Annotated in this window: 25 protein-coding genes; 6 read left to right on the top strand and 19 right to left on the bottom strand. The window is 53.0% G+C overall.

All coding sequences use genetic code 11. The annotated features are described in order from the left end of the window. Positions 1-4 precede the first annotated feature (4 nt). The 6 genes from LWL52_RS16400 to LWL52_RS16375 all read right to left on the bottom strand — a co-directional run bounded on the left by LWL52_RS16400 (position 5) and on the right by LWL52_RS16375 (position 4,064). Positions 5-760 carry a ZIP family metal transporter gene (locus LWL52_RS16400; protein ID WP_242921897.1) on the bottom strand — a complete coding sequence of 252 codons (756 nt, stop codon included), beginning with the start codon at positions 758-760 and terminating at the stop codon, positions 5-7. 4 nt (positions 761-764) lie between these two features. After that, the gene (locus tag LWL52_RS16395) at positions 765-1,505 is read right to left on the bottom strand and encodes an SAM-dependent methyltransferase (protein ID WP_367615719.1); all 741 of its coding nucleotides are present in this window, start codon (positions 1,503-1,505) and stop codon (positions 765-767) included. Between the two features lie 151 nt (positions 1,506-1,656). Continuing rightward, the gene (locus LWL52_RS16390; RefSeq protein WP_242921894.1) at positions 1,657-1,941 is read right to left on the bottom strand and encodes a hypothetical protein; all 285 of its coding nucleotides are present in this window, start codon (positions 1,939-1,941) and stop codon (positions 1,657-1,659) included. 79 nt (positions 1,942-2,020) lie between these two features. After that, positions 2,021-2,608 carry a hypothetical protein gene (locus LWL52_RS16385; protein ID WP_242921892.1) on the bottom strand — a complete coding sequence of 196 codons (588 nt, stop codon included), beginning with the start codon at positions 2,606-2,608 and terminating at the stop codon, positions 2,021-2,023. 119 nt (positions 2,609-2,727) lie between these two features. Beyond that, on the bottom strand, positions 2,728-3,585 hold the full coding sequence (gene nadC / locus LWL52_RS16380; RefSeq protein WP_242921890.1) for a carboxylating nicotinate-nucleotide diphosphorylase: 858 nt from the start codon (positions 3,583-3,585) through the stop codon (positions 2,728-2,730). 65 nt (positions 3,586-3,650) lie between these two features. After that, a complete protein-coding gene (locus LWL52_RS16375) occupies positions 3,651-4,064 on the bottom strand; it encodes a DUF4783 domain-containing protein (protein ID WP_242921888.1) in 414 nt (137 codons plus the stop codon). 268 nt (positions 4,065-4,332) lie between these two features. Here LWL52_RS16375 and gpmI point away from each other — a divergent pair, with 268 nt between their 5' ends. The 3 genes from gpmI (at position 4,333) to LWL52_RS16360 (ending at position 8,055) form a co-directional block, all read left to right on the top strand. Continuing rightward, positions 4,333-5,859, top strand: coding sequence for a 2,3-bisphosphoglycerate-independent phosphoglycerate mutase (gene gpmI, locus LWL52_RS16370; protein ID WP_242921886.1), 1,527 nt, complete (start codon positions 4,333-4,335; stop codon positions 5,857-5,859). A 7-nt stretch (positions 5,860-5,866) separates the two neighbouring features. After that, complete coding sequence (locus LWL52_RS16365) at positions 5,867-6,448, top strand: hypothetical protein (RefSeq protein ID WP_242921883.1); 582 nt, start codon at positions 5,867-5,869, stop codon at positions 6,446-6,448. Positions 6,449-6,549: 101 nt separating this feature from the next. Further along, complete coding sequence (locus LWL52_RS16360) at positions 6,550-8,055, top strand: M43 family zinc metalloprotease (protein ID WP_242921881.1); 1,506 nt, start codon at positions 6,550-6,552, stop codon at positions 8,053-8,055. Between the two features lie 427 nt (positions 8,056-8,482). On the opposite strand, the gene LWL52_RS16355 is transcribed toward LWL52_RS16360, so the two are convergent. The 3 genes from LWL52_RS16355 to prfA form a co-directional block, all read right to left on the bottom strand. Then, on the bottom strand, positions 8,483-8,902 hold the full coding sequence (locus LWL52_RS16355) for a secondary thiamine-phosphate synthase enzyme YjbQ (protein ID WP_242921873.1): 420 nt from the start codon (positions 8,900-8,902) through the stop codon (positions 8,483-8,485). Positions 8,903-9,045: 143 nt separating this feature from the next. Then, entirely contained in the window at positions 9,046-10,422 is a 1,377-nt protein-coding gene (locus LWL52_RS16350) for a right-handed parallel beta-helix repeat-containing protein (protein WP_242921871.1), read from the bottom strand. A gap of 208 nt (positions 10,423-10,630) precedes the next feature. Further along, positions 10,631-11,707 carry a peptide chain release factor 1 gene (gene prfA, locus LWL52_RS16345; protein WP_242921869.1) on the bottom strand — a complete coding sequence of 359 codons (1,077 nt, stop codon included), beginning with the start codon at positions 11,705-11,707 and terminating at the stop codon, positions 10,631-10,633. A 302-nt stretch (positions 11,708-12,009) separates the two neighbouring features. Between prfA and LWL52_RS16340 the strand changes: the two genes are divergently transcribed. Then, a complete protein-coding gene (locus LWL52_RS16340; RefSeq protein WP_242921867.1) occupies positions 12,010-12,330 on the top strand; it encodes a thioredoxin family protein in 321 nt (106 codons plus the stop codon). 6 nt (positions 12,331-12,336) lie between these two features. Then, entirely contained in the window at positions 12,337-12,579 is a 243-nt protein-coding gene (locus LWL52_RS16335; RefSeq protein ID WP_242921865.1) for a DUF6952 family protein, read from the top strand. 82 nt (positions 12,580-12,661) lie between these two features. Here LWL52_RS16335 and LWL52_RS16330 read toward each other — a convergent pair whose 3' ends face one another. The 8 genes from LWL52_RS16330 to rbfA form a co-directional block, all read right to left on the bottom strand. Beyond that, positions 12,662-13,273: a TetR/AcrR family transcriptional regulator gene (locus LWL52_RS16330; protein ID WP_242921863.1), complete on the bottom strand. Its 612-nt coding sequence runs from the start codon at positions 13,271-13,273 to the stop codon at positions 12,662-12,664. A gap of 136 nt (positions 13,274-13,409) precedes the next feature. Further along, positions 13,410-14,087 carry a carotenoid biosynthesis protein gene (locus tag LWL52_RS16325; RefSeq protein ID WP_242921861.1) on the bottom strand — a complete coding sequence of 226 codons (678 nt, stop codon included), beginning with the start codon at positions 14,085-14,087 and terminating at the stop codon, positions 13,410-13,412. A gap of 14 nt (positions 14,088-14,101) precedes the next feature. Next, positions 14,102-15,571 (bottom strand): 1-hydroxycarotenoid 3,4-desaturase CrtD, encoded by a 1,470-nt coding sequence (gene crtD, locus LWL52_RS16320; protein WP_242921859.1) that lies wholly within the window; start codon positions 15,569-15,571, stop codon positions 14,102-14,104. A 69-nt stretch (positions 15,572-15,640) separates the two neighbouring features. Further along, positions 15,641-16,081 carry an SRPBCC family protein gene (locus LWL52_RS16315; RefSeq protein ID WP_242921857.1) on the bottom strand — a complete coding sequence of 147 codons (441 nt, stop codon included), beginning with the start codon at positions 16,079-16,081 and terminating at the stop codon, positions 15,641-15,643. A gap of 269 nt (positions 16,082-16,350) precedes the next feature. Next, entirely contained in the window at positions 16,351-19,263 is a 2,913-nt protein-coding gene (locus LWL52_RS16310; protein ID WP_242921855.1) for a DEAD/DEAH box helicase, read from the bottom strand. Positions 19,264-19,656: 393 nt separating this feature from the next. Next, a complete protein-coding gene (locus LWL52_RS16305) occupies positions 19,657-20,880 on the bottom strand; it encodes an ABC transporter permease (protein WP_242921847.1) in 1,224 nt (407 codons plus the stop codon). 117 nt (positions 20,881-20,997) lie between these two features. Further along, positions 20,998-21,807, bottom strand: coding sequence for a class I SAM-dependent methyltransferase (locus tag LWL52_RS16300; protein WP_242921845.1), 810 nt, complete (start codon positions 21,805-21,807; stop codon positions 20,998-21,000). A 23-nt stretch (positions 21,808-21,830) separates the two neighbouring features. Then, positions 21,831-22,226, bottom strand: a complete 396-nt coding sequence (gene rbfA / locus LWL52_RS16295) for a 30S ribosome-binding factor RbfA (protein WP_242921843.1) — start codon at positions 22,224-22,226, stop codon at positions 21,831-21,833. A gap of 107 nt (positions 22,227-22,333) precedes the next feature. Between rbfA and LWL52_RS16290 the strand changes: the two genes are divergently transcribed. Beyond that, positions 22,334-23,740, top strand: coding sequence for a hypothetical protein (locus LWL52_RS16290; RefSeq protein WP_242921841.1), 1,407 nt, complete (start codon positions 22,334-22,336; stop codon positions 23,738-23,740). Between the two features lie 196 nt (positions 23,741-23,936). On the opposite strand, the gene rpiB is transcribed toward LWL52_RS16290, so the two are convergent. Together rpiB and tatC are read right to left on the bottom strand one after the other, a co-directional pair. Next, on the bottom strand, positions 23,937-24,374 hold the full coding sequence (rpiB, locus tag LWL52_RS16285) for a ribose 5-phosphate isomerase B (RefSeq protein ID WP_242921839.1): 438 nt from the start codon (positions 24,372-24,374) through the stop codon (positions 23,937-23,939). Further along, positions 24,364-25,239 (bottom strand): twin-arginine translocase subunit TatC, encoded by an 876-nt coding sequence (gene tatC, locus LWL52_RS16280; RefSeq protein ID WP_242921837.1) that lies wholly within the window; start codon positions 25,237-25,239, stop codon positions 24,364-24,366. The genes rpiB and tatC overlap by 11 nt, the downstream gene beginning before the upstream one ends. Positions 25,240-25,255: the final 16 nt, after the last annotated feature.

Here is a 25,255-nt window from a genome sequence, read left to right as displayed (position 1 = left end):
ATACTTAGAGCAGGTTGCTGCCCAGTGCCAGCAGCAGGCCCAGCAGGGTAGCCACCAGTTTGTTGCGGTTCACGTGGTGCTCGGGGCTGGTTTCAAAAAGAATGGTGGTGGAAATATGTAGGAAGTTACCCGCTACCAGGCCCGTCAGGGCGGTGTACACCGCGCCGTTGGGAGCTTCGTTCAGCAGCAGGTTGCTAACCAGAATACCCAGCGGAGAGCCCAGCGCAAATAGCAGCAGCCATAAAAACGCTTTCCGGAAGTTCTCCAGTCGCGAAAGCAACACCGACATCAGCGCAAAACCGGCCGGGATGTGGTGCAGCGCCACTCCCAGCAGTACCAAGTAAAAGCTGCTTTGCTGCTGGTGTGCATGTCCCAGGTGCTGGCTTGCCGGCTGCACCAGAATGCTTCCTTCCAGAAACGAATGCACCAGCAGTGAGCCCAGCAGCAGAAAAGGCATGGAGCCGATGCGGCCGTGTTCGTGGGTATGGGTATGAATGTGGCCATGCTCTACGCCCTGCGAGAATAGCTCGAGTACCAGCTGCAGAAAAAAGCCTGCCAATACCCAATAGCCTACTGCCTGCGGGTTGGGGCTGTTCTGCAGCACATCGGGCAGCAGGTGAATGATGGTGATGGTGAACAGGTAGGCGCCGCTAAAAGCCAGTGCCAGCTTCAGCCACAGCGACTTGGCCGGCGGAAAGACCTTGACCAGCAACCCCGACACAACCACCGCAAAAAACAAGACAAGTATGGCTAATACCATCAATTTATTTCTTTAGCACAAAGATCATCCGCTCGCTTTTATCGCGATCGTAGGCATTTAGGTTGTAATCGCCGAACACCTCTACCAGCCGCAGCTGCGTCATCTGGAAGTATTCCAGGAAATCTTCTTCGCGCAGGGCCCGCACCCGCTCTTGAAAACAATAATCGCGGCCCTGGTCGGTAAAGCGGATGGTCTTCACGATAAAGCCATGCTCTACGCCCCTGTGGATCTTAAAGGTGATGCCCTCCACTACCTTTTCCTCCTCCGTTATCAGCCCGGCTATGGTCTGATCGGTATTCATGAAGTCGATGACCAGCTTGCCCCCGTGTTTGAGGCTTTGCGTCGCGGCCACCAGGGCCACTACGTTTTCGGTTTCGTTATCAAAGTACCCGAAACTGGTAAACAGGTTTAGTATAAAATCGAAGGTCTCGGGCTGGTATACTTCCCGCATGTCGTGTACGGCAAAGTGCAGGTGCTCGCGCTCAAACTGTTTGGCATAGGCTATACTTTGTTCCGAGAGGTCGATGCCCGTAACATCGTAGCCTTTCTGGCTGAGGTAAACCGAATGGCGGCCTTTGCCACAGGCCAGGTCCAGTATCTTCTCGTGTGGTTTGGGATGCAGGTAGGCCAGCAGCTTATCTATAAACTGGCGCGCCTCAGAAGCATCGCGGTTATGATAGAGGATGTGGTAATAAGGAGAGTCGAACCAGGTACTAAACCATTCGTCCTGTTGGTCCATGGGCATGTTAAAAGCAATTGTGCTGCAAAGATAGCTTTAAATTCCAGAACATCCCCACCTGCGGCTACCCGGCACAGGTTTAATGGCCGGGCACAAAAAAGCCTGCCACAACGCCCTAAACGCAATGGCAGGCTTTTGAAAACACAATGGCTAACGATTAATGTTTGTCGGCACCTTCGGCTGTGTTGGTCTCTGTGCGCTGCGAGGTGGTGTCGTCGCCTGCCTGGATACTGTTTCCGCCCATGTCGCCGACCGGCATCACTTTCTCTTTTTTATTCTCGCCGTAAATCGAGTTTACTTCTCCTACATTGTAGGTATCGCGGGTGCCCGGCTCCACCACATCCACAGATACTTTCTCGTCTGGTCTCAGGTCAGAAGGCGTATCGCAGGAAACCATAAACAAGCCGCATGCGGCGGCTAAAACTACTACGTTCTTATTCATCGTTGCTGTATTTATACTTTTAATTATCAATCCCTTATCAAATAAAGGATTTATACGATCTATTTTACGAATCCGTGAGTTAGGCCAGAAAGTTCTTGCGGCGCAGCATGCTTTCCATCAGCTTCACATCGTTAGGCCCGGTAAAGATGCGGAACGGCAGGTAGATAAAAATAGGCACCTGAAACGTTTTGGCCAGCCAGCCTTTCCAGCCTTTGGGCAACTGCTCGCCGGTAGCGGGCTTGAGCCACAGCATGTAGGCATCGTTCTCTTTACGAGCTTTCTGAATCATATCCCAGTTCAGGGCCATTCCCTCGCGCTCATTGCGCTTCATCAGGATCTGGCGCTGGTCTATCTCGTAGTTCAGTTTTTCGAATAGCACATCGCCCTGCTCTACCTGCGTTACGCCCATTACCTGTGCCGAGCGCAGCAGAATAAACAGAATCGTAACGACTACGGCTGCTGCTACCCACCACCACGAAAAGCTAAACAGGGCCGGCAGAAGCAGGATCACAAGCGGAATAAGGGCATACCACCAGTCTTTGCGCCATACTTGCTTTAGCGCCATGTTGGTGTATACTTTCTTATCGAGCTGATATTTTTTGGTACGAATGGCCAGCGGAGATGCTCCCTGCTGTGCCCGAAAACCGCGTTGGTTTGGTTGCTGCATAAACTAAAAAACTATGGTAATGCTATTCTCTGCAAATTATCACCCCACCGGCCCCTGAAGCAGAGAAAAATCAGGAATGTCCCGTTTGCCGCGAAAGCGTGGGGCAAAGGTACTTTATTTTAGAATGCCTTTAAACTCAGGTCCATACTTTTAATGGAGTGCGTGAGGGCACCAACGGAAATATAATCTACGCCGCACTCGGCCACCTGCTGTATGGTTTGCTCCGTAATGCCGCCTGAGGCTTCCGTCTCGTAGCGGCCTCCGATCAGGGCTACCGCTTCGCGCATCATGGCCGGGGCCATGTTATCGAGCATAATGCGGTCGATGCCGCCTGTTTCGAGTGCCTCCTGCACCTCGGCCAGCGTGCGGGTCTCTACTTCGATCTTCAGGTCTTTGCCTTTCTGCTGCAGGTAACGCTTGGTAGCGGTAATGGCCTCGCGGATGCCACCGGCATAATCCACGTGGTTGTCTTTCAGGATGATCATATCGAACAGCCCGTAGCGGTGGTTTACGCCGCCGCCGATCAGCACAGCCCATTTTTCCATCATCCGGAAGTTGGGCGTGGTCTTGCGCGTGTCCAGCAGCCGGGCGCCGGTGCCTTCGATGAGTTGCACCATGTGGCGGGTATACGTAGCAATGCCGCTCATGCGCTGCATGCAATTAAGTACCAGGCGCTCGGCAGTCAGGATGGCTTGCGCGTTTCCTTTTACCGTCAGGGCCACATCGCCATACTTTACCTCCGCCCCGTCGGGCAGCAGGACTTCTACCGCCAGGGCAGGGTCTACGGCTTTAAAGATATAGCCGGCCAGTTCTACACCTGCCAGTATGCCATCGCCTTTTACCAGCAGGCGGGCCTGGTTCTGCGCATCTGCCGGAATAGAAGCCAGCGACGAGTGATCGCCGTCGCCCACATCTTCGGTTAGCGCGCGCGCAATAAACTCATTTATACTTTGTTCGGTCAGATAAGAAGCTTTCACAGTGCAAAAATAAAAAAAGGCCCGGTATTAACGCCGGGCCTTTCAAAAATATCCTGAATATAATCTTAGTCTTTGATAAAGTTCATGGAATGGATCTGGTATTTACCGCCTGCCGCCTTCATGCGGATCAGCACCGTGTACGAACCGTTCTTAGCCGTATAGGTACCAATGGCGTACAACTGCCCTTTTTCGGAAGTACCGTCGTGGTTTACCGAGAAATCAACGGGCGTGTTTTTGCTGAAAAAGTTCTTCATCACAAACTCCGCCTGCGTATTGCTGTAACTTGTAGCATCGGCGCCATCCAGTGTAATTTCCACCACGTTGCTGAAGTTGCGGGCCAGGTCTTTGGCCGAGCCGATCTTCATGGCAGCCTTTACGTTGCCCATCACATCGCCCTGGGCTGCAGCCGGGCCGGCTGTAAAAAAGGTGGCTACTAATAACAATGTGCACGCTACTACAATATGTCTAACTGTTCTCATAAATGATGTTTGTGATCTTGCACTCTTAGAAGCTAAAACTATGCCAAGTAACAAGGTATGAAATAGAAGTTGAAATAAATACTGTTTGGGAGCTATATATGTATTGTGCCGGCAGTCTGAAAATTAAACCTGCTTGGGCAGAACCTTGCTGCCGCTGCAGCAGTAGCCGTTATAGAGCGTTTCTTATAAACGGCGCACCCTGTAGCCAACAGCCCGACAGCCGGATAGAATCATTCGCCCTTTGAAAGATTATAGTTATATTTGCCCCATGGATAAGAAGGTAATTTTAGTGATTTTAGACGGGTGGGGCATCGCGACGCATCCGGAGGTGTCGGCCATTGCAAAAGCCCACACGCCCTTTATGGACTCTATACTTCAAAAATATCCTACCACCCGGCTGCAGGCTTCCGGCGAGGCGGTAGGTTTGCCCGAAGGCCAGATGGGCAACTCCGAGGTAGGCCACATGAACCTGGGCGCCGGCCGCGTAGTATACCAGGACCTGGTGCGCATTAACAAAGCCATTGCCGAACGCAAGCTAAACAGCATACCTGTGCTGGCCAATGCGTTTGCTTATGCCAAAGAAAACAAAAAGCCGGTGCACCTGATCGGCCTTTTATCAGATGGCGGCGTGCACTCGCACATCAACCACCTGAAAGCCCTTTGCTCAGCTGCCTACGACCAGGAGCTCCGCGATGTGTATATCCATGCTTTTACCGATGGCCGCGACACCGACCCTAAGGGGGGCGTAAAGTATATCAACGAACTGGAGCAGCACCTGGAGAATAGCTCCGGCACCATCGCCTCTATTGTGGGCCGCTACTACGCCATGGACCGCGACAACCGTTGGGAGCGCGTGAAACTGGCTTACGACCTGCTGGTGAAAGGACAGGGTGAGCCTTCGCAGAACCTCATCAAATCGATGCTGGACTCTTACAACGCCGGCGTGACAGATGAATTCATCAAGCCGATCGTGAAAGTGACCGATGCCGGCGAACCGATTGCCACCATCAAAGACGGCGATGTGGTGATCTGCTTTAACTTCCGCACCGACCGGGGCCGCGAAATTACACAGGCACTTACCCAGCGCGATTTCCCGGAGCAGGACATGCACAAGCTAGACCTGCATTATATTACCATGACCACCTACGATGAAACATTTGTAGGGGTAGAAGCCATTTTTGAAAAAGATAACCTGAACAATACGCTGGGCGAGGTGCTGGCCAAAGCCGGCAAAACGCAGATCCGGATTGCCGAAACGGAAAAGTACCCGCACGTGACCTTCTTCTTCTCGGGCGGCCGCGAGACCGAGTTCCAGGGCGAAAGACGCCTGATGTGCCCTTCGCCAAAAGTGGCTACTTATGACCTGAAGCCGGAGATGAGCGCGGCCGACCTCCGCGATGCCATCGTGCCGGAGCTGGAAAAGCGATCAGCCGACTTTATCTGCCTTAACTTTGCCAACCCCGACATGGTGGGCCATACGGGTGTGTTCGAGGCTGTGGTGAAAGCCTGCGAGGTAACAGACCAGTGTGCCGAGAAAGTGGTGACCACCGCCCTGAACAATGGGTATGACAGCATTATTATTGCAGACCACGGCAATGCCGATTTCATGGTAAATCCGGATGGCACGCCAAACACCGCGCACACAACCAACCTGGTACCTTGCATCCTGGTGAGCAACGACTTTAAAGGTACGCTGCACGAAGGCAAGCTGGGCGACATTGCCCCGACCATCCTCGAGCTGATGGGCCTGCCGCAACCCCAGGAAATGACCGGAACCTCTTTAATTGATAAATAACAGCCCTATGGCCAGGTATTTCTCCTTAAGCCTGCTGTGCCTGTTGCTGGGAAGCATTACGGCTTGTGAGCGCCCTGTACCGCCTGCTACCGGCAGCGAAGACAAGGGCGCTTACAACCTGAGCGCCTACCTGCAAGAGCAGATCCAGCGCCTGCAGCGGGAGCAGCCCATGGTGCTGAAATCGGTAAAAACAAGGGACAAAGCCGCTGAGACCACAGAAACGACGCAGCTGAATTGGGAGAAAGAACTGGCCATGTTCCAGGAGCTGAACCTGAACAAGCCCACCTTACAGGAGTATTATACCCGCTCCGACAGTACCCTGTCCGATGGCAGCACGGCTATCCGTTATACCCGGCTGCCCGATGCCGAGGCGCTGGTGCAACACCTGTACCTGCGCATCAGCCCGGACCGACACCTGGAGCAACTGCAGGCCCTGGTGCAGGACCGGAATGTCCTGTTCTTTACCCGCCGCCAGCTGCAACTCACCGCAGACCCGGCAACGGGCAACCTCAGCGGCTACCGGGTAGAGGGCACCCAGAAACTTATCTTCGGCGATACGCTCACGTACCGCGTAGATGCTACCTTGTAACCTATTATACCTCACGGGCTTACCCGGGATAAACGCATAAATTTCGTATCTTGCATGGCTGAGCTTTAGCAGCTGCCCTTGTTTCCTAACAAAGCCTATTGATGCGCACCAGTATACTTTCCCTTCTTTTTGCTTTTGCCTGGGCCTGCACAGCATATGCACAAGGCACCGGTAAGCTACCGGGCAAGGGACGTAACTGCGCCATCGACACCTACCTGCTTTACCTGCAGCACCAGCGGCCTGGAGTAACCCAGATGCAGCAACAGGCAGCGCAGGCCGTGCAGCAGGTGTTGGAGGCAAAGCCCCGGGGGCAGAACCTGCGCAAGGCCGGCGCCATCACGGTTCCGGTGGTGTTTCATGTGGTCTATAACACCGCGCAGCAGAATATCCCGGATGCGCAGCTTTACTCCCAGCTGGCCGTGCTGAATGCCGATTTCCGGCGACTGAATGCCGATGCCGCCAAAACGCCGGCTTACTTCTTGCCCTACGCGGCCGATACGGAAATAGAATTCTGCCTGGCCACCATCAACCCGGAAGGAAACCCAACCACCGGCATTACGCGCACCCGTACTAGCCGCGCCGAATTTAGTTTGAACGATGACGTGAAGTATACCGCCCAGGGCGGCGCCAATACCTGGGACCGGGACCAGTACCTGAATATCTGGGTCTGCGAACTGGCCAATGAGGTGCTGGGCTATGCCACTACGCCGGGGTCGCCGGCCGATGTGGATGGGGTGGTGCTGCATTTCGCCACTATTGGCGCGTCGCCGGCAAACACCGCTACCTGGGCTTACAACGGTGGCCGCACCGGCACACACGAGGTGGGCCACTGGCTTGGCCTGAAGCATATCTGGGGCAACGGCTCCTCGTGCTCCGACTCTGATGGCATAGCAGATACCCCCAACCAACTGGAAGAAAACAGCGGCTGCCCCGGCGAAAAACATATTACCTGTGATGATAGCCCCAACGGCGACATGTTCCAGAACTACATGGATTATACTGACGATGCGTGTATGAACCTTTTTACCCAGGGGCAGGCCGCCTACATGCAGGGCGTGCTCAGCAGCGTGCGCAGCACCATTCCAAGGTCGCTGGGCTGCTCCAATACCCTCCGCTCCGATTTCAAAGTAGCTGCCCCCAGCGACACCTTAAGTATAGCCGGGCACGAGGTTACCTTCCAGGATGCCTCGCAGGGTATAAAAGCTGTTTCGCGGGTCTGGACGTTCGAGGGCGGCATTCCGGGTACTTCCACCGCACTTAACCCAACAGTGACGTATCCGGTGCCGGGCAAGTATAACGTCTCGCTTACTATTACCAACGGCACGCACAGCAGCACCGAAACCAAGGAAAGTTACATCCATGTGACCGTTAACGACCTGGTGGTTTATCCGAGCCCGGCATCCGACCACATCACCATCGAGCAACCCGCCCGCGTGCTGGTACGCCAGGTAGAAATGCGCAATCAGCTCGGCCAGCTGGTGCTGACAGCGGAAGTCCGTGACCGGGTGCTGCAGCTGGATGTACGCCACTTGCCGCCCGGCGTATACTTGCTGCACCTTACCAGCACTAACGGCACGGTCGTGAAAAAAGTAACCGTGGTGAGGTGAGATATAAATTACGAGTTCCGAATTCCGAATGAGGGGGATGAACTTACTGTGTTAACGCCTCTGGTATGTACACTTTTAGCGCCATACTTCTTTCCTTTAATGGTATGAGCGATAAGTTTGCGCTGGCAAGTCTATACTTGTGACCGGCTATCCTTGGAGCCGCTGCCCCAGCCGGATTACAAATCCGACAGGATATGGAAGACACGGGTTACAAACCCGCGCCAGCGAAGGTATAACGTAAATATTATCATTTGCGAAAAGCCCCCTTTGAAGGGGCAGGGGATGAGAGGGCACAGGAAAGAGCCAACAACCCTGGCTCTTTTGTAAACAGCTTCAGATAACATCCCTTGAGAGGTCAACAGGTATAAGTCATTTTCCTTTAAAGGAGAACTTCCTTGAAATGCCTGACTTCAATTCGTAATTAAACCTAAGCTCCCTGCAGAGTTACCACCACCATGCGCTTGGAGGCATGGTTGCGGTGCTCACAGAGGTAGATGCCCTGCCAGGTGCCCAGGTTCAGTTGCCCTTTGGTGATGGGCACCGTAACGGAGGTGCCAAGTATAGCTGCTTTCAAGTGGGCCGGCATGTCGTCCGGGCCTTCCAGGGTATGGCGGTAGTAGGGCTGGTTCTCCGGCACCATGTGGTTGAAGTGGCGCTCAAAATCCTCCCGCACCGTCGGGTCGGCATCCTCGTTTATCGTTAAGCTTGCGGAGGTATGCTTGATAAAAACATGTGCCAAGCCCGTATTTATACTTTCCAGCTCGGGCAGCTGCGCTACCAGCAGGTCCGTGATCAGATGAAAACCCCGTTTTACGGCCGGCAGCCGGATCTCTTTCTGAAACCACATAAGTATACTTTTGAATTACTGAATTTTGAATGTGTGAATAGTATCAGTGAGTTAATGTACGGAACTCCGGGTACATGCACCGGGTATGGCTTTAAAGTCCTTTAAATTCAGTTATTCAAAATTTAGTTATTCAAAAGTAAAGCTCAATCTATACTTCGTTCGTACGCGCCGATATCGGGGTTGGAAGCATCACGCTTTTTGCCCAATAAGTCGGAGGTGATGCCGGGCAGTACCCTGGCGGCGCCACTGGCTGGTGACAAGGTATCGAGGCTGAAATCGGCTTTGGCAGGCTTTTTAAACTTCGGGTCCACGTTCAGGAGGTTCCCATTACCACTGAGCTGCTCTTTATACTCTTCTGTGCGCAGCAGGTTATGGGCTACCTCCAGCACAGCGTCCTTGCCCGGCTCCAGCAATACCTCGTCCTTAAACCCAAAGCCTTCGGAGTAAACGATCGTGTTCAGCAGCCGCAGCGACGTAGGCTGGTCCTTTATATCCGTTCCGGGAATATAATCGGCCAGCACCAGTGCCGGTGTCTGACGGGGCAAGGTGTTTTCGTAATTTACCAGCGTAGAGTTGAGCACCTCGTAATGGCCGCCGCCCAAACCGCCGAAACTATACTGCCCGCAATTATAGATGAGCGTATTCACCACCTTCACATCAGACGTATAGCCCACAATGCCATCCAGAAAGGCATGCGCTACCTTGCATCCCTCTACCAGCGTACCTCCCTTACCGGGGTTGCCGATGCGAAGGCCATACAACGTGTTGTAAATATCCGTATACCGGATACTGTTGTCGGCGCTTTTGGCCAGTATCCGAATTCCTTCCCATTGGCCGGGTGCCGTGCGGTAATCAGCCTCACGGCGGTAGCCGCTAAAGGTTACCCGCTCTTCGGCCGTGCCCGCTACCAGTAGCTGCCCGCTTACGAGCAGCACCGCTTTAGTGGCGGCATACACATGCGTGCCTTTGGGGATGGTGAGCGTTGCGCCAGGCGGCACCAGCAGCGTGTCGAGCAGCACATGGGGCTTGTCGTTGGGCCAGGTGGTGGTGCCGGTTACTTCTTTGCGATGGAAATAGGCATTTTGCCCATAAGCCACCAGTTTTACCGTCTGCCGCTGCCCGTTTGTATCAAAAAGGATAGAATCCGCAACTAAAAAGGGCAGGCTCGCATCGTTGGGGTTAATGTTTACTTTAACAAGTATGTACAGGCTGTCTTTGCCACGCAGCTCCATGTCATGTACCTGGGCGCTTTGCCTGCCGTTTATCAGCAGCTGGTATGGCGAGGAAGCGGCGCCGGCCAGCGTAATGCCGCTGATGCGCACGGCTTTTTTGTTGGGATTGAAGACCTTCAGGCGCTTGGTTACGCTGCCCTGGCTTACAAATACCGTATCGAACAACACCGTATCGCCGGAGAAGGAGAGCAAAGCCTCGGGGCTGGAGGTGATGAGCTCGTCCTCCGGCTCGCAACTAATCAGCGAGAGCAGCAGAAGCAACGGAAGTATGGCCAGCAGGTATTTCAAATTTCGTTACGCGTTGATGATTTGTCGTTCTTCGGAAGTATAGTATGTTGAATTATTAGCACCGTTATACTTACCAGGCATGCAACAGTTCAGCAATTTAACCTTTTAGCCAGCAAACCATTTAACAATCAACAATAAAAAAGGATGCAGTGGCAGCTATTCGTGCCATTCTGCATCCTTTTAGCAACAGTTACCTGTTTTCAGTTATTTACTGCGCTGTAACGCCTTCTTTTAATCTTTCTGCGTTTTCAGCAATGCGCAGCTCTTCTACAAAGTCGTCGATGCCACCGTCCATTACGTTGGGTAGGTTATACACGGTATAGCCAATGCGGTGGTCGGTTACGCGGCCCTGCGGGTAGTTGTAGGTACGGATCTTATCAGAACGGTCGCCGCCGCCTACCATGCTCTTGCGCTGGGCACCTTCTTCTTCCTGCTTCTTGGCCAGCTCCTGCTCATAGATACGCGAACGTAACACCGCCAGGGCTTTATCAAAGTTCTTGAGCTGCGATTTCTGGTCCTGGCACTGGGCCACCAAACCGGTTGGCAGGTGCGTTAAGCGCACAGCCGAGTAAGTCGTGTTTACCGACTGGCCGCCTGGTCCGGAAGAGCAGAACAGGTCTTTGCGGATATCGTTCATGTCAAGCTCGATGTCGAACTCCTCTACCTCCGGCAACACCACTACCGAGGCAACCGAAGTATGGATACGGCCCTGCGTTTCGGTGGCCGGCACGCGCTGCACGCGGTGCACACCCGACTCAAATTTCAGCTTGCCATACACGTCCTCGCCCGACATGCCCACAATAATTTCCTTGTAGCCACCCGACGTACCTTCTTGGGCATCGATCAGTTCGGTGCGCCAGCCCATTTTCTCGGCAAAGCGGGTATACATGCGGTACAGGTCGCCGGCAAAAATAGACGCCTCGTCGCCACCGGCCCCGGCCCGGATCTCCATGATAATATCTTTGCTATCGTTGGGATCTTTGGGTATGAGCATCTCCTTGAGCGTATCTTCCATTGCCTCGCGCTGAGGCAGCAGCTCATCGAGCTCCTCCTTGGCCATCTCGCGGAAGTCCTCGTCTTTTTCGGTGGCAATTACCTGCTTGGCATTGTCGATATTGCTCAGGATGTTAAGGTACTTTTTATATTCGGTCACGATCTTATCCAGATCCTTGTATTCTTTGTTCAGCGCCTTGAATTTCTTCATGTCGCTGGCCACGTCAGGCTGAATTAGCAGGTCGCTTACCTCTAAAAATCGCTGATTGATGGCTTCTAATTTATCTAACATGGTGTTCGTCTGGTTTTAGGCTGCAAAGATACGAAATTCGGCCTGTTTTTCATTTATACAATTTTACCGAAAAAGTTGTTCCTTCGCGGCCAGGTGTGCTACCTTATAACTCAGCAGCACGGTGGTATAGTTTCTTTTGCTGCGGCCGGCTCAAAATTTAACTTTGTGTAAACAAAACAGACCCCGTTCTTGTTATTCAAAGAATAGGCAAAGCTGCATATTTGAGCTGAAACCTTTACTTTTGATGCAAGTATGCTTAAAGCATCCCTGTGTAGTAACTATAACCAACAAGAATATAGATTATGGCTGTAATACAAGCAACTGATACTGATTTTAATGATGTGTTAACCGGCAACCAGAAAGTGGTTGTAAAATATTATGCCGACTGGTGCGGCAGCTGCCGTTTGTTTGCCCCTAAGTTTAAGCGCATGTCCGACGACGAGGCGTTTACCGATGTCGCCTTTGTAGATGTGAATGCCGAAAATAACCCTGAAGCACGCAAGCTGGCCGGCGTTACCAATTTACCTTTCTTCGCTATTTTCCAGCATGGCAAACTGGTCGACACCGTAGCTGCCAGCAAAGAAGATGCGGTTCGCACGCTTATTCATAAACTTGAGGCTTAATTACGTATGAAAGTACCTGTTATAAAAACCCTGGTAGAGACCCAGAACCTGGAGGCGCTGGTTGCCGCCGAAGAAGCGATCCTGGAAGAGCAAACCCCCGAAATTACCGTGGAGGGCGCCGATGAAGGCGAACAGCTCACGCACGTGATGGCGGCCATCTGGATCCTGAACCATATGCAGGACCACAATACCGACTTTAAAACCGCTTTGCGCGAGTACACCAAAAAGGTGCGTGTTTCCATCAGCTAACACCCGTATACTTATTAACTAAAACGGGGCCGCAAGTTTGATACCTGCGGCCCCGTTTTGTTTTTATACCTTGTTTTATACTTTATAAGTTGTGTCTGGAGAAAAACTCTTCAGCCAGCTTGCCTCCCTGGTCGGTGCAGATGCCCCGCAAATAGTAAAGGAAGATGCTCCGGAAAACTTCGCCCAGGTTATAGCGCTCGGGCGGGAAAATAGCCGGGTTCAGCAACATGGTTACCTGCTCCAATATGATTTTGGTGACCAGCTGCAGATTCACATCCTTACGGAACAGGTTTTGCATGATGCCCTTGTTCAACACATTCAGGACCTCGTGATAGGAGTAAGTGTTGAAATGCTCCAGTGCCAGCTGCCATACTTCGGGGTAGTGCTGCTGCATATCTATAACATACAGCGGGTTGGTTTTCTGTATATTTTCGATGCCATCCTTTAGCAGGAGCATGATCTCCTCCACGGGGCTTTTGGCCGTAGCCAGGAAACGGGCGTGTTCCTGCTTCTGCTGTTCCATATCGTACTGAGCTACGCGCTTTACCATGGCCGCTTTGCTCGGGAAAAGCTCGTGGTAGGTAGAAGGCCTGATATCCAGTTTCCTGATAATGTCTTCCTCTGAGTTCGCCTCTATCCCCTCTGCTTTAAAAGTGCGCAGAATCTCCTCTAAAATGGTCTCTAAAAAAGTCATGTGCTTGCCAGCTCCGTTTTGTACCGGACGATATGCGTGAAGGTACGTATTTTCAGTGCAAAGATAGTGAAAGCGCTACTTCTTATCCCCAAAAAATCCTGTAAACGGGAAGATTCTTTGCCAGCCAAAGCGGTTGCTACAGCATCATGTACAGGCTTATAAAGAAGAGCAATTGCACCAGAAAAACATAGGGTGCCAGCCGGTTGGCTTTAAAGATGGCGGCTTTCTGGAAGTATAGCTGCAGCAGGAAGGCCAGCACAAACCACCCTGCATAGTTAGAGAAAGGTACATGCCCATGGTGCCAGCTCCAGAAATCATACTGCATGGCTACAGGTTCCATAAAAAAGTCGAGCAGCACCATCAGCAAGGCACCCAGCAACGCTTTTGCCACCCAAGGCAGCCGTGCAAAATTGCTCAGATGCCCCGTAACATAGACCAGCAGCAGCCAGTTGAGCCCGATCAGCAGCGGCACCTCCCATACTTTAGTCCCTAAGGCGCTGCCATAGCGGTAATTGCCAAAGAGCAGCCCGGTGTGCACGCCCACTGCTTCGGCCAGAAAACCGGCCAGGAAGACCACGGCAGCAAAAAGTATAAACGGTTGGTTCCAGCGGCGGTGAAAGGCAAAGAGCAAGCCGTTAGTGAGCAGCAAGTTCATGGGCGTGAGCTGCTGAAAGTATACAGGGTTCCCGCTAAAGACCAATCCCCAAAAGCCCACCGCATGGAAAATGACCAGCACCGCCACGGCCAGTGGCAAAGCGTATTTTTGTATGACGGCAGGCACCCCATATGAGGCAGGCGTTGTTTTAGATAGCATTATTCGTTCTCTTTTCACAAAGTCTCCGGCACCAGGTCCCCTACAATTTTAGCCGACAGCAGGCACAACGGAATGCCGCCGCCGGGATGCACGCTGCCCCCGCAAAAGTATAATCCTTTCAGTTTTGAGGTGAAATTCGGGTGGCGCAAAAAAGCGGCCACCCGGTTGTTGGAGCTGCTGCCATACAACGCCCCGGCAAAAGACGAGGTGCGGCTTTCGATCAGCAGCGGGTCCAGCACCTGTTCGTGTTCTATCATAGGGGCCAGGTCTGTTCCAAGCATGCGGCTGAGCTTCTCCAGCACCGTTTCACGTGTAACAGCCACCAGTTGCGCCCAGTCCTGCCCCTGATTGTGCGGTACGTTGACCATCACAAACCAGTTTTCACCGTCCGGTGGTGCATCCTGCGGCTCCATTTTAGAAGTGATGTTCACATACACGGTAGGATCGGGGCTGATGGACTTGTGCCGGAAGATGTGCTCAAATTCGGTTTTATAGTTGCCGCTGAAAAAGATGTTGTGCAGGTGCAGCTCCGGAAACTGCCGTTTGATGCCCCAGTAATAGATCAGGGCAGAGCTGGAGCGCGGCTGCCCGAGCGTGCTTTCCGGTGCCGGATGTCCGGCCAGGAGCCTGCGGTAGGTTGGCACCACATCCATGTTGCTGACTACCACGGCAGCAGCATAGGTGCCGCTAGCGGTTCTGACGCCTGTTACCCGGCTACCTTCCGTTAAAATCTGCGCCACCGGCTTATTATACCGGAACGTGACGCCCAGCTCTTCGGCCAATTTTACCAAACTGCTTGCAATGGCATACATGCCGCCCGTGGGGTAAAAAGCGCCGATGTTATGCTCCAGGTGCGGAATGATGTTGAGCGTGCCCGGTGCCTGGTACGGATCGGACCCGTTGTAGGTGGCAAAGCGGTCGAGGAGCTGCACAAAGCGGGGGTCCTGAAAGTGGCGGGCGTTTGCCCCGTGCATGGTCGTGGTCAGGCCCAGCTCCGGCAAGCAGGTCAGCGCCTTGAGCACATCAAAGCTGAGGTAGGTGCCCACCTTGTGCAGCGATTTTTGCAGGAACGTATCGGCTGTGCCCTGGTAAAGGCGCCTGCTGCGGATCAGCGCCTGCAGGACCTGCTCCCGGGGCACACCCAATTGCTGCTCGGCTTCGGTGGCAAAGGCCTCAGGGGCGGCATACGCTTTTAAACGGCTGCCATCAGGCCAGAAATAATGCGTGATCGGGTCGAGGCGGGTGTAGGTAAAATAATCCGCCGGGTTGCGGCCGGCCAGCGTAAAGAGCTCATCTACCAGGTGGGGCAACGTAAACAGCGAGGGGCCGGCATCAAAGCGGTAATCGCCCAGCCGGAATTCGTGCAGCTTGCCGCCGAAGCTTTCATTTGCTTCAAATACCATTACAGCGTAGCCTTTCAGGGCCAGCCGGATGGCCGCCGCAATACCGCCGATACCTGCGCCCACAATGGCAGCCTTTTTCATCTCTACAAGGTATAGGTTTATACTTCCTGAGCTTAACTGGCAGGGTACCGGAAAGGTTTGAAGTCCGCCTTATACTTTGCCGAACACTTTCCGGTAAATGGGTTTGCGCATACTAAACTGCGCCAGCATGAGCGGGTATAGCAGCAGGTCGAGGGCTTTGTGGCCGGTACTGTAGGTAATCACATCATGGATCAAAGCGCCTGTGCCGGCAGCAGACACCACGTGCTTGTGGCGCCAGAACCGCAGGGGCGGAGGCAACTCCTGTCCCTCGTCTACAAAAAAGGCGCCAGCTGCCGTTATACTTCGCTCCGTGATCAGGCTCGTCCAGCGGAAGGACTTTATACCTGTCTGCAGCTCCACTTCCACCACATCGCCGGGTTCGCTGCCATCAAAGCGCAGCAGTTTCAGGCGCGGGTAGGGCGGCGACAACCGGCGGAACAGCTGCTCGTCAAAAGCATGAAACACGGTCAGAAAGTCTTGCCGGACGTACGTTTTCAGGTGCAGCTGCATTTTGGTTGTTAGGTGTTGATGGTTGTTTGTTAAATGGCTGGATGGATAAATTGTTTGATGTAATTGTTTATTGTTGGTTGTTGATTGTTGGTTGCTTCTGCAAAAGTATGGCACAAGCGGACGCTTGCGCCAGTACCGGCATTGACTTATCAATGCCCTATTGAATCCTGCCCATCCTAAAATCCTGTAAATCCTGATTCATACTTGTTACGGGCATCTACCATTTAACCAACCAGTTATTTAACAATCAATAATTTAACAATTAACACTTAACTCAGCAGGTTGTCGATATCCTCTTTGGTCAGGCTCTTGATAATGGTTTCGTCGGTGCTGATCAGGTCGTTTACGAGCTGGATCTTGCGGCTTTGCAGGGCCAGTATCTTTTCCTCTACCGTGTCTTTGGTGATGAACTTGTAGGTAAACACCGTGTTCTGTTGGCCGATGCGGTGCGCCCGGTCCACAGCCTGCGCCTCAACGGCCGGGTTCCACCAAGGGTCAAGTATAAATACATAGTCGGCCGCTGTCAGGTTCAGGCCCACGCCGCCTGCTTTGAGCGAGATCAGGAATACCTGGATGCTTTTATCATTTTGGAAAAGCTCTACCTGCGCCTGCCGGTTCTTGGTGTTGCCATCCAGGTAAGCATATGTGATCTCTTTCTCGTCCAGGGCCTGGCGCACAATCTCGAGGTGCTTTACAAACTGGCTGAATATAAGAACTTTGTGGCCTTTGCCCACTACATTGCGCGTCATACGCACCACTTCTTTCAGCTTTCCGGACTCGCCTTCGTAGCCGGGGTCCGTCATCAGCGGGTGATTGGCAATCTGGCGCAGCTTGGTCAGGCCCTGCAAGAGCATAAACTGCGTGTTGCCCGGCCCGTGCTCTTCCAGGTTGGTCAGGATCTTGTTGCGGTAGTAGGATTTGGTTTCCTCGTAGGCATGCTCCTGCTCTTCGGTCATTTTGCAGAAGGTGGTGTTCTCGATCTTTTCGGGCAGCTCTTTGGCCACCTGCGATTTGTGCCTCCGAAGTATAAATGGCTTAATAAGGGCGTGTAGCTTGCGTGTTTTCGCCTCGTCTTTCTCTTTCTCGATGGGCCGGAGGAACTCGTTGCGGAAAAAGTGCTGGTTGCCCAGCAAACCCGGGTTAATGAACGACATCTGCGACCACAAATCCATGGTGCTGTTCTCTACCGGCGTGCCGGTAAGGATAAGCCGGTGCCGCGACTTAAGCGAACGCACCGCACGCGACGTGCTGGAGTTGGGGTTCTTGATGGCCTGCGACTCGTCGAGGATGATGTAGTCGAAGTAGTAGGATTCGAGCAGCTCGGTGTCCAGGCGCACAATGCCGTAGGAAGTCAGCACCACGTCATACTCTTCGAACAGCGCCACGTTCTTGTCGCGGTACGTGCCTGTATAGTTGAGGATGCGCAGGTGGGGCGTAAACTTCTGGGCCTCGTTCATCCAGTTATACACCAGCGAGGTAGGCATCACCAGCAGCGAGGCAGCATTGGCTTCGTTTTCTTTGCGGTGTTGCAGCATGGCCAGCGTCTGGATGGTTTTGCCCAAGCCCATATCGTCGGCCAGGCATCCACCAAACTTGTAGCTTTGCACAAAATGCAGCCAGTTGTAGCCCGCTTTCTGGTAGGGCCGCAGCTCGCCGATAAAACCAGCCGGCATAGGCTGGTCTTCAATGGTTTCGAAAGTGCGCAGCTTTTCCAGTTTCCGCGTCAGGGTTACCGTGGCCAATTGGCCCTCCTGCAGGTCGTTTACCAGCGCCATGTGATGCTTTTTAAGGGTCAGCTGGTCGTCGCCTTCCGAAAAAGCAAACAGCTCAATGTATTGGGTAAACCACTCTTCGGGTATAATGGCGATCTGGCCGTTGGGCAACGTAAACTCGTTGTTTTTGGTCAGGATATGGTTTTTGAGCTTGATGAACGGAATGGCAAACTCGCCAAAGTGCACGGTACCGTAAATATCAAACCAGTCGTTTGTTTCGGTGATGCCCACATTAACCGACACCTCGCCGATAAAATAATCCTTACCGCTGTGCGCTCCCTGCTGCACGCTGAAGCCAAGCTGCTCGAGTTCCTGCAGGTTGCTGTTGAGCCAGGCAAAGGCATGGCTCTTGTCCAGGAGGGCTTTGCCGCTTTTCACCTCCAGGGCGCGCTTGCCCAGTTCCTTCACAAACTCCTTTTCGCGGTTCACATCCCGGACCAGCTTATGGAAGATATAGGAGTCGGCTGTTTTCTCCATACTTACGCTGATGCGCTTGGCTTCCTCGGACGGCACCATGTAATCGCCATACCGGAAGGAGAGGTCGAAGAGAATCTTATCGTTGTTCACGGCGCCTCTTTCCGGTTTCTGAAGAGCTGCGCCATCCGAGCCTTTCATCTCTGTAAAGGTCAGAAAAGGACTTGGCTCATACTTCTCAGTCTGGATGGCAAAGCCTTTGGGATGCACATCGAACGACTCGACCAGCGGGGCCACAAATTTGCTGTAGTAGTTCTCTTCTACCGAGCGGGGCACCACAATAAACTTTTTATTCAGGAAGGGCTGCAGCTTTTTGCCGTCTACCGCTTTTTCAAAACTATAAATTGTATCATTGAGCAGCAGCCAGGCCGGTTCGTAGCAGATCAGCGCCGCATTGCGGTACTGGAACTCGAGCTTCTGGCCGGCATATTTCAGGGTCGGGAAGTAGTGGGTGTTGTCGGCGTTGCGCATAAAATGGAACAGCACCGAGGCGCGCTCCGGGGCCAGCTGCACGCGCTTCCAGGTCGGCTCGCCATCCTTGCCCATAATAAAGGTCATCTTATTGCGCAGCAGCTCCAGAATCTTGCCCATGCGCCCCTGTATGTAGTGGCTGATGTTTTCCTGCAGCGCCTTGTCGCCTTTCTCCGGATCGTACACTTTCAGGAAGAAATCGACGGGCGATACTTTTTTAGAAGAAAAGCGTTTCAGCACGGCATCCTGCTGCACCTGGTCGATGAGCGGGATGAGTTTAAAATCGTTGGCATCGAGGCGGGAGGCGAACTCTTCGGCATTTTTGGCCGAGATGTTCTGGTGCTGGAGCGTTAGTTGCCCCCGGGTGTTTATCTGCACCACAAATGACTCAAACAGGTAACCCAGGTACTCGTGCTCAAACAACGAGTATACTACCTGAAAAGGCTGGGTGGTGTATACTTTCATGCCAAAGACAATTTTAGGACTTCAAATATAATCCCAAACATGTTCATTTCCTACCTGGCAGAAGCCTTTTCCCGGGTCTGGGAGCGCCGTTTGCCAAATCTTTGAAGCAACAGCCGGCGGGGTTGGTTGTTCAGCATCAGCGTGAATTTGCCGCAAGTATAAGCGAAGAAAAAAAGTTATACTTGCCTGCCCGGTTATACCTGCCCGCCGGCACAGGGCGCGGCCTGTCCGCGCAACGGCCAATCGATGCAGCAGCGAAGGTAAGACGCCACATATGGCTTCGCTACAAGTATAAAGTCCTGTAAATCCTGATGCAGGCGGATTGGTTGTGAAGCGATTGAACGGGTCGCGATCTGTCTCTACAAAAAAGGGAATTGGCAAGTATGGCCGCTGCTACAGGTTTTCGGTAACCGACATGGCGGCCGCTTTGCGCGCCGGCCGCACCGAAACGAGCAGCGTGATGAGGATAATGGCCAGCCCGGTGAGTACAAAATCCTGCACCTGCATTTTTACCGGGTAAGCTTCTACCACCGAGGTGGCCATGCCCATACTTACCAGCCCGAAAGCCTGCTGCAGGTTGCACACCAGCATGCCGGCCGTTAGGCCATAAGCGGCCCCGATACAGGCCACTAGTGCGCCCTCCAGCAAAAAGATATTGCGGATGGTTTTGGCCGTAGCTCCCATGGAAGCAAGTATGGCAATGTCTTTCTTCTTGTCGATCACGAGCATGGAAAGAGAGAAGAAGATGTTAAGCGAGGCGATAAAGAGGATAAAGGCAAAGGTGACGAACACAAACAGCTTCTCCACCTTCACGGCCCGCAGCAGGCTAGTGTGCTGCTCATCGGAGTTCTGCACTTTAAATTTGCTGCCGAGTATTTCCTGCAGCGAGCGCTTTACCTGCTCCGTGCTATAGGCCTCATCCACCTTAATTTCCAGCGATGTGCGGCGGCGGCCATACTCCAGCAATTCTTCGGCAAAGTTAAGGGGCACAAACACATAGGCATCGTCATACTGCCGCTCGATGGCAAAAATGCCGCCGGGGGCAATGTTCATGCTGTTAAAAGCGCCTTCGGGGTTGAGCGGGTTAAACTTGGCGTTGCGCGGGTAGAGGAACTGCAGCGGCACAAACTTGTTGGTCGGCCGGATGGAGAGCTGGTACTGCACCCCGCGCCCCACCAAGGCATAATACGTGTCGTTGAGGGTCAGCTGGCTGTGGCCTTCCACCACCGCCGAGTCGATCTTGTTCTGCTGAAAGAAATTGTCGCTTACGCCTTTTACCTTCACCACCATCTGGCGGTCGTTGTAGCGCAGCAGGGCGTTGTCTTCGATCACTTCCGACACCACCAGCACACCGGGCGTATGGCGGATGCGGTTCATAAACTCGGTATCGGTCTCAAACGATTTACCTTCTGCAGCCGAGATCTTCAGGTCCGGATCAAAGCTGGAGTAGATCTCGCGGATCAGGTCTTCCAGGCCGTTAAACACCGAGAGCACCACGATCAGGGCCATGGTGCCCACCGCCACGCCGATCATGGCAATGTTGGAAATAATGCTGATGATGTTCCTCTTCTTCCTGGAGAAGAAATATCGCTTCGCTATCAGAAAAGGGACGTTCATTTTTGATTGCTGATGGTTAAATGGTCAGATTGTTAAATAGCTAAATTTTAGTACTATCTGCGTGAGCTTTACACATGTTGAGGCAACAATTTAACAACCAACAATCCAACTATTAAACTACTTCCAGGCTTTCACGATCAGGCCGGTGCCGGACGGGTGTTTGCCATTTACATCCAGCCAGTTTAGTAGCAAGCTGAATGGAAACGTGACCAGGTAATAGAACGGCAGAACCACAAAGAATAGTTTGGACGTGTTGAGCAGCAGCATCGGGTATTTCATTGACAGGCGCCAGGAGATCTGCCCCGGTTTGCCATACGAATAGCGCGCTTCCACTTTCCGGAAGCCGGCCAGCCGGAGTTTATCTTCTATCTCGCGGATGTTGTAGCCATCGCGAACGTGCTCCTCTATAAACGATGTTTCGTCATCGCCATGCACATCCGAGCCGCCCTGGTCTGAAGGCGTGGAGATGAGCAGCATACCGCCCGGGCGCAACGATGCCTGAAAGTTACGGAACACCTCCACGTCTTCCAGAATATGCTCCATCACATCCACCGACAGGATCAGGTCGTAATGGTCGGGCTCGCGGTATTGCACCAGATCGCCGATACGGAACAACACATTGTGGCGGCCAATGGCCCTGATAAAGATGTTGCTGTCCGATATCTGTTCTTCCTTTACATCCACGGCCAGCACATTCCACTTGCTGCTCATGCCGGAAAGGTAATACGTATACTGCCCGAAGCCGGAGCCGGCATCTAAAATATGCTGCTCTTTGTCGCGCCGGCCGGCTGCCCAGGTGCGCAGCTCTTTGTGCACATGCCAGGTGCGCAGCAGCAGCAGGTCGAGGAGGTTATAAAAAACACGGCGCAGAAACGGGGTCTTGTTAAATACATCGCCAAGAACCCGCTTGATAGGATCGTACTGCATAAGGGTGAGGGGTAGCGCGCTTGCTAGTTAGGGTATGTTTCATCGTCCACGCCTTCGTTCTCATCAGCTGGCGGGATATCGAGTTTATTAAAGATCTGATCCATGTGGGCGGCATACTCAGCGCTGTCGTCCAGGTAAAAATTAAGGGCCGGAATGATGCGCACCTGGCTTTTGATGCGCTGGGCCAGCAGGTGGCGGATGGTTTTGGTATTTACCCGCACCTCCAGCAGCACAGCTTCGGCACTGGGGGCCATCATCACGCTCAGGTATACCCGGGCAAGGCCCAGGTCAGGCGATACCCGCACCACACTCACGGATATATAAGCACCATTAAACAGGTGCGGCACTTCCTTCTGAAATATGTCGGCCAATTCCCTCTGGATCAGGCGCGAAAACTTCTGTTGTCTTTTACTTTCCATACGAAGCTGCAAATATCATATTAATTTCGCATTTTTACCCCAAAAGGGCCTTACTCATTTCAAGCAAGGCAAATGTCTCGTCCAATTTCTTCTAACACCGTCTTTCCTTGATTAGTTACTTCCGCAGCATACTCCCTTCCCGGCTTACTTCGCTGGTTCTGCTATTTCTGGGGTTACAGGTGCCGTTGCTCTTAACGGGCATTGCGGCTACCCTGCCGGAGTTGCTGCACATGCTGGTAGGCGAACGGTTGGCCGATGGCTTTGCTATGTACCGCCAGATCTATGATAACACGGCGCCGCTATCGGCACTGGTATACTGGCTGGTCGACCTGCTGGCGGGGCGCTCTTTTCTGACTTACCGTGCGGTAGCCCTGGTGCTGCTGCTGCTGCAGGCGGTGGTGTTTAATGTTACCCTGAACCGCCTGAGCGTGTATGCCAGCAAAAATTACCTGCCGGCGTTGCTTTACCTGGTGCTGGGCAGCCTCTCGCTGGAGTTCAGCATGCTCTCGCCGCTGCTCATCGGCAATACGTTCATTATACTCTCACTGCCCTACATTGTGACGGTCTCGCGCGAAGGTTTTGAGAACAACCGCTTGTTTGTGGGCGGTTTTATGATCGGCCTGGCCGCGCTCAGTTACCTGCCGCTAGCGCTGTTTCTGGTAGTAGGGGCTTTTGCCGTTATCTTTTTTGCCTCCAGCACGTTCCGCAGCTTTTTACTCATGCTGTGCGGCTTTGCGTTTCCGTATGCCTTGCTGGTAACATATTATCTTTATACCGGTGCGCTGGAGGAGTTCGTCACGCTGCACCTGTTCCAGCCATGGCAGCTGAAGGTGAACTTTATCGTGCCGCCTGCGCATATTGCCAAATTCATGTGCCTGCCGGCGCTGCTGTTAGTACTCTCCTTTATGAGCATGCTTTCGCTGCCGCAGCGGCTCGTGTTTCAGGTTAAATTTCAGCAGGTTATGTGGGTGTGGCTGTTTACAAGCCTGCTCCTGGTTTTTACAAGACCCGAGATCTCGACAGGTACGTTTGTGGTGGTGCTGCCTCCGATCGCTTATTTCAGCGAGTACTTTTTCGTATCGGGCCGCAAAGCCTGGCTGCTGAACCTAGTCTTTGTGCTGGTGCTGGCCGGGGTGCTGGTGCTGCGCTACCGGGAACTGCTGCACCTCAACCGCTTTATCAAAATAGACGAATCGGCTCTGCTGCTGCCCCAGGCGCCTGCTACGGCCATACAAAATACCACGGTGCTGGTGCTGGGTAACGACATCGGCTATTATATCCATAACAAACCCGTTACGCCATACCTGAACTGGCAAATTGCGCAAGGCCACTTTGGCAACCTGTCGGAGTACCAGGCTGTGTTTGATATTCTGAAGAATTTCCGGAGCGAAACCCCGGCTTATATTGTGGATAAAGCGGGCCTGATGCCGGAGCTGCAGTATAAACTACCGGCTGTTTTCGGCAAGTATAAACCCACCACTGATCACGAAGGCATTTACCGCTTAACGCGCTAAAAGGCCTGCGATAAACTTCCTGCAGGCAGTCGCAGCTTAACCCGCTATACTTGCCTGAAACACCTCCTGCACAAGTATAAAAAAGTGCGCAGCCCCGGGCAAGGTATAACCATTGCTACCGGAACTGCGCACTTCTGGTTTTTATAGTATAGGTGGGCGCCACACATGTTTTACCGCGCCGGCACCCTGTTTCTTGTTAGCAGTTGGCGATCTTATCCACGCGGGTCTGATGGCGGCCGCCTTCAAAAGCGGTGCTCAGAAAGATGCGGACCATGTCGGCTGCTTCCTGCTCAGATACAAAACGGGCCGGAATGCAGAGCACGTTGGCATCGTTATGCTCGCGGGCCAATTTGGCCAGCTCTGTTTTCCAGCACAGGGCTGCACGTATTTGCGCATACTTGTTTGCCGTAATAGCCACGCCATTGCCGCTGCCACAGATCAGGATGCCGAAATCGACTTCTTTGTTAACAACGGCTTTAGCCAGCGGGTGCACATGGTCCGGGTAATCCACTGAAGCATCGGAATTCGGTCCGAAATCCTGTACCTGGTGCCCCAGCTGGGCCAGCACCTCTTTCAGCATCCCTTTGTATGTATAACCGGCGTGGTCTCCTCCGATTGCGATTTTATAGGCCATTATTGGTTGTATTTTCTTTGTTTAAGCGTTTGATATCACTCTTGCGGATGTGGCTCGATACGCCGATACTTACCTCGTAGAGCAGCAACAGCGGCAAGCCCACCATCATTTGGCTGATCACGTCCGGCGGTGTGATAATGGCGGCAATAACCAGGATCACGATGATGGCATGGCGGCGGTATAGTTTCATGAACTCCGGCGTAACCAGGCCAGCCTTTGTCAGGAAAAACACGACAACCGGCATCTCGAACATAAAGGCGCAGGCAAGGCAAAGAGTCGTGAGCGTGGATACGTAGGACGAAAGGTCGAACTGGTTGGTAATAGACGGATCGACCTGGTAACCTGCCAGGAAGTTAATGGAAATCGGCGCCACCAGAAAGTAGCCAAAGCACAGGCCCATGGCAAACAGGATGGACACGAAGAACACGGCGCCCTCCGAGCTTTTACGTTCCTGAGAGTAAAGGCCAGGCCGGATAAAGCGCCAGATCTCCCAGAATGCATACGGAAAGGCACAGGCCAGGCCGATGATGAGCGAGGCCATGATGTGCATGGTCAGCTGGCCGCTCATTTCGCGGCTCTGGATCGTAAAGCCCAGCTTATCGATGCACAGGGCCGAAGAGCCGATCTGCTGGCCTAACCGGCACAGCAGCCGGTAGCTCAGGAAATCAGGCCGCGAAGGGCCTAGGATGATATCATGGAACACAAACCCCTTGGCCAGAAAAGCGGCCGTTGCAAACACCACAATAGATCCTACTGCCCTGATGATATGCCAGCGCAACTCTTCGAGATGGTCTACAAAAGACATCTCTTTGTGCACTTCTTCCTCTTTTTCTCCGATATACCGTTGATCCACCTGATCCATCATAAGGGCTCTAAAGCTG

The organism is Pontibacter liquoris (genome assembly GCF_022758235.1).
Lineage (GTDB): Bacteria > Bacteroidota > Bacteroidia > Cytophagales > Hymenobacteraceae > Pontibacter > Pontibacter liquoris.
Note: the sequence above shows the minus strand (reverse complement) of the source record. Positions and strands in the feature narration are given on the sequence as shown.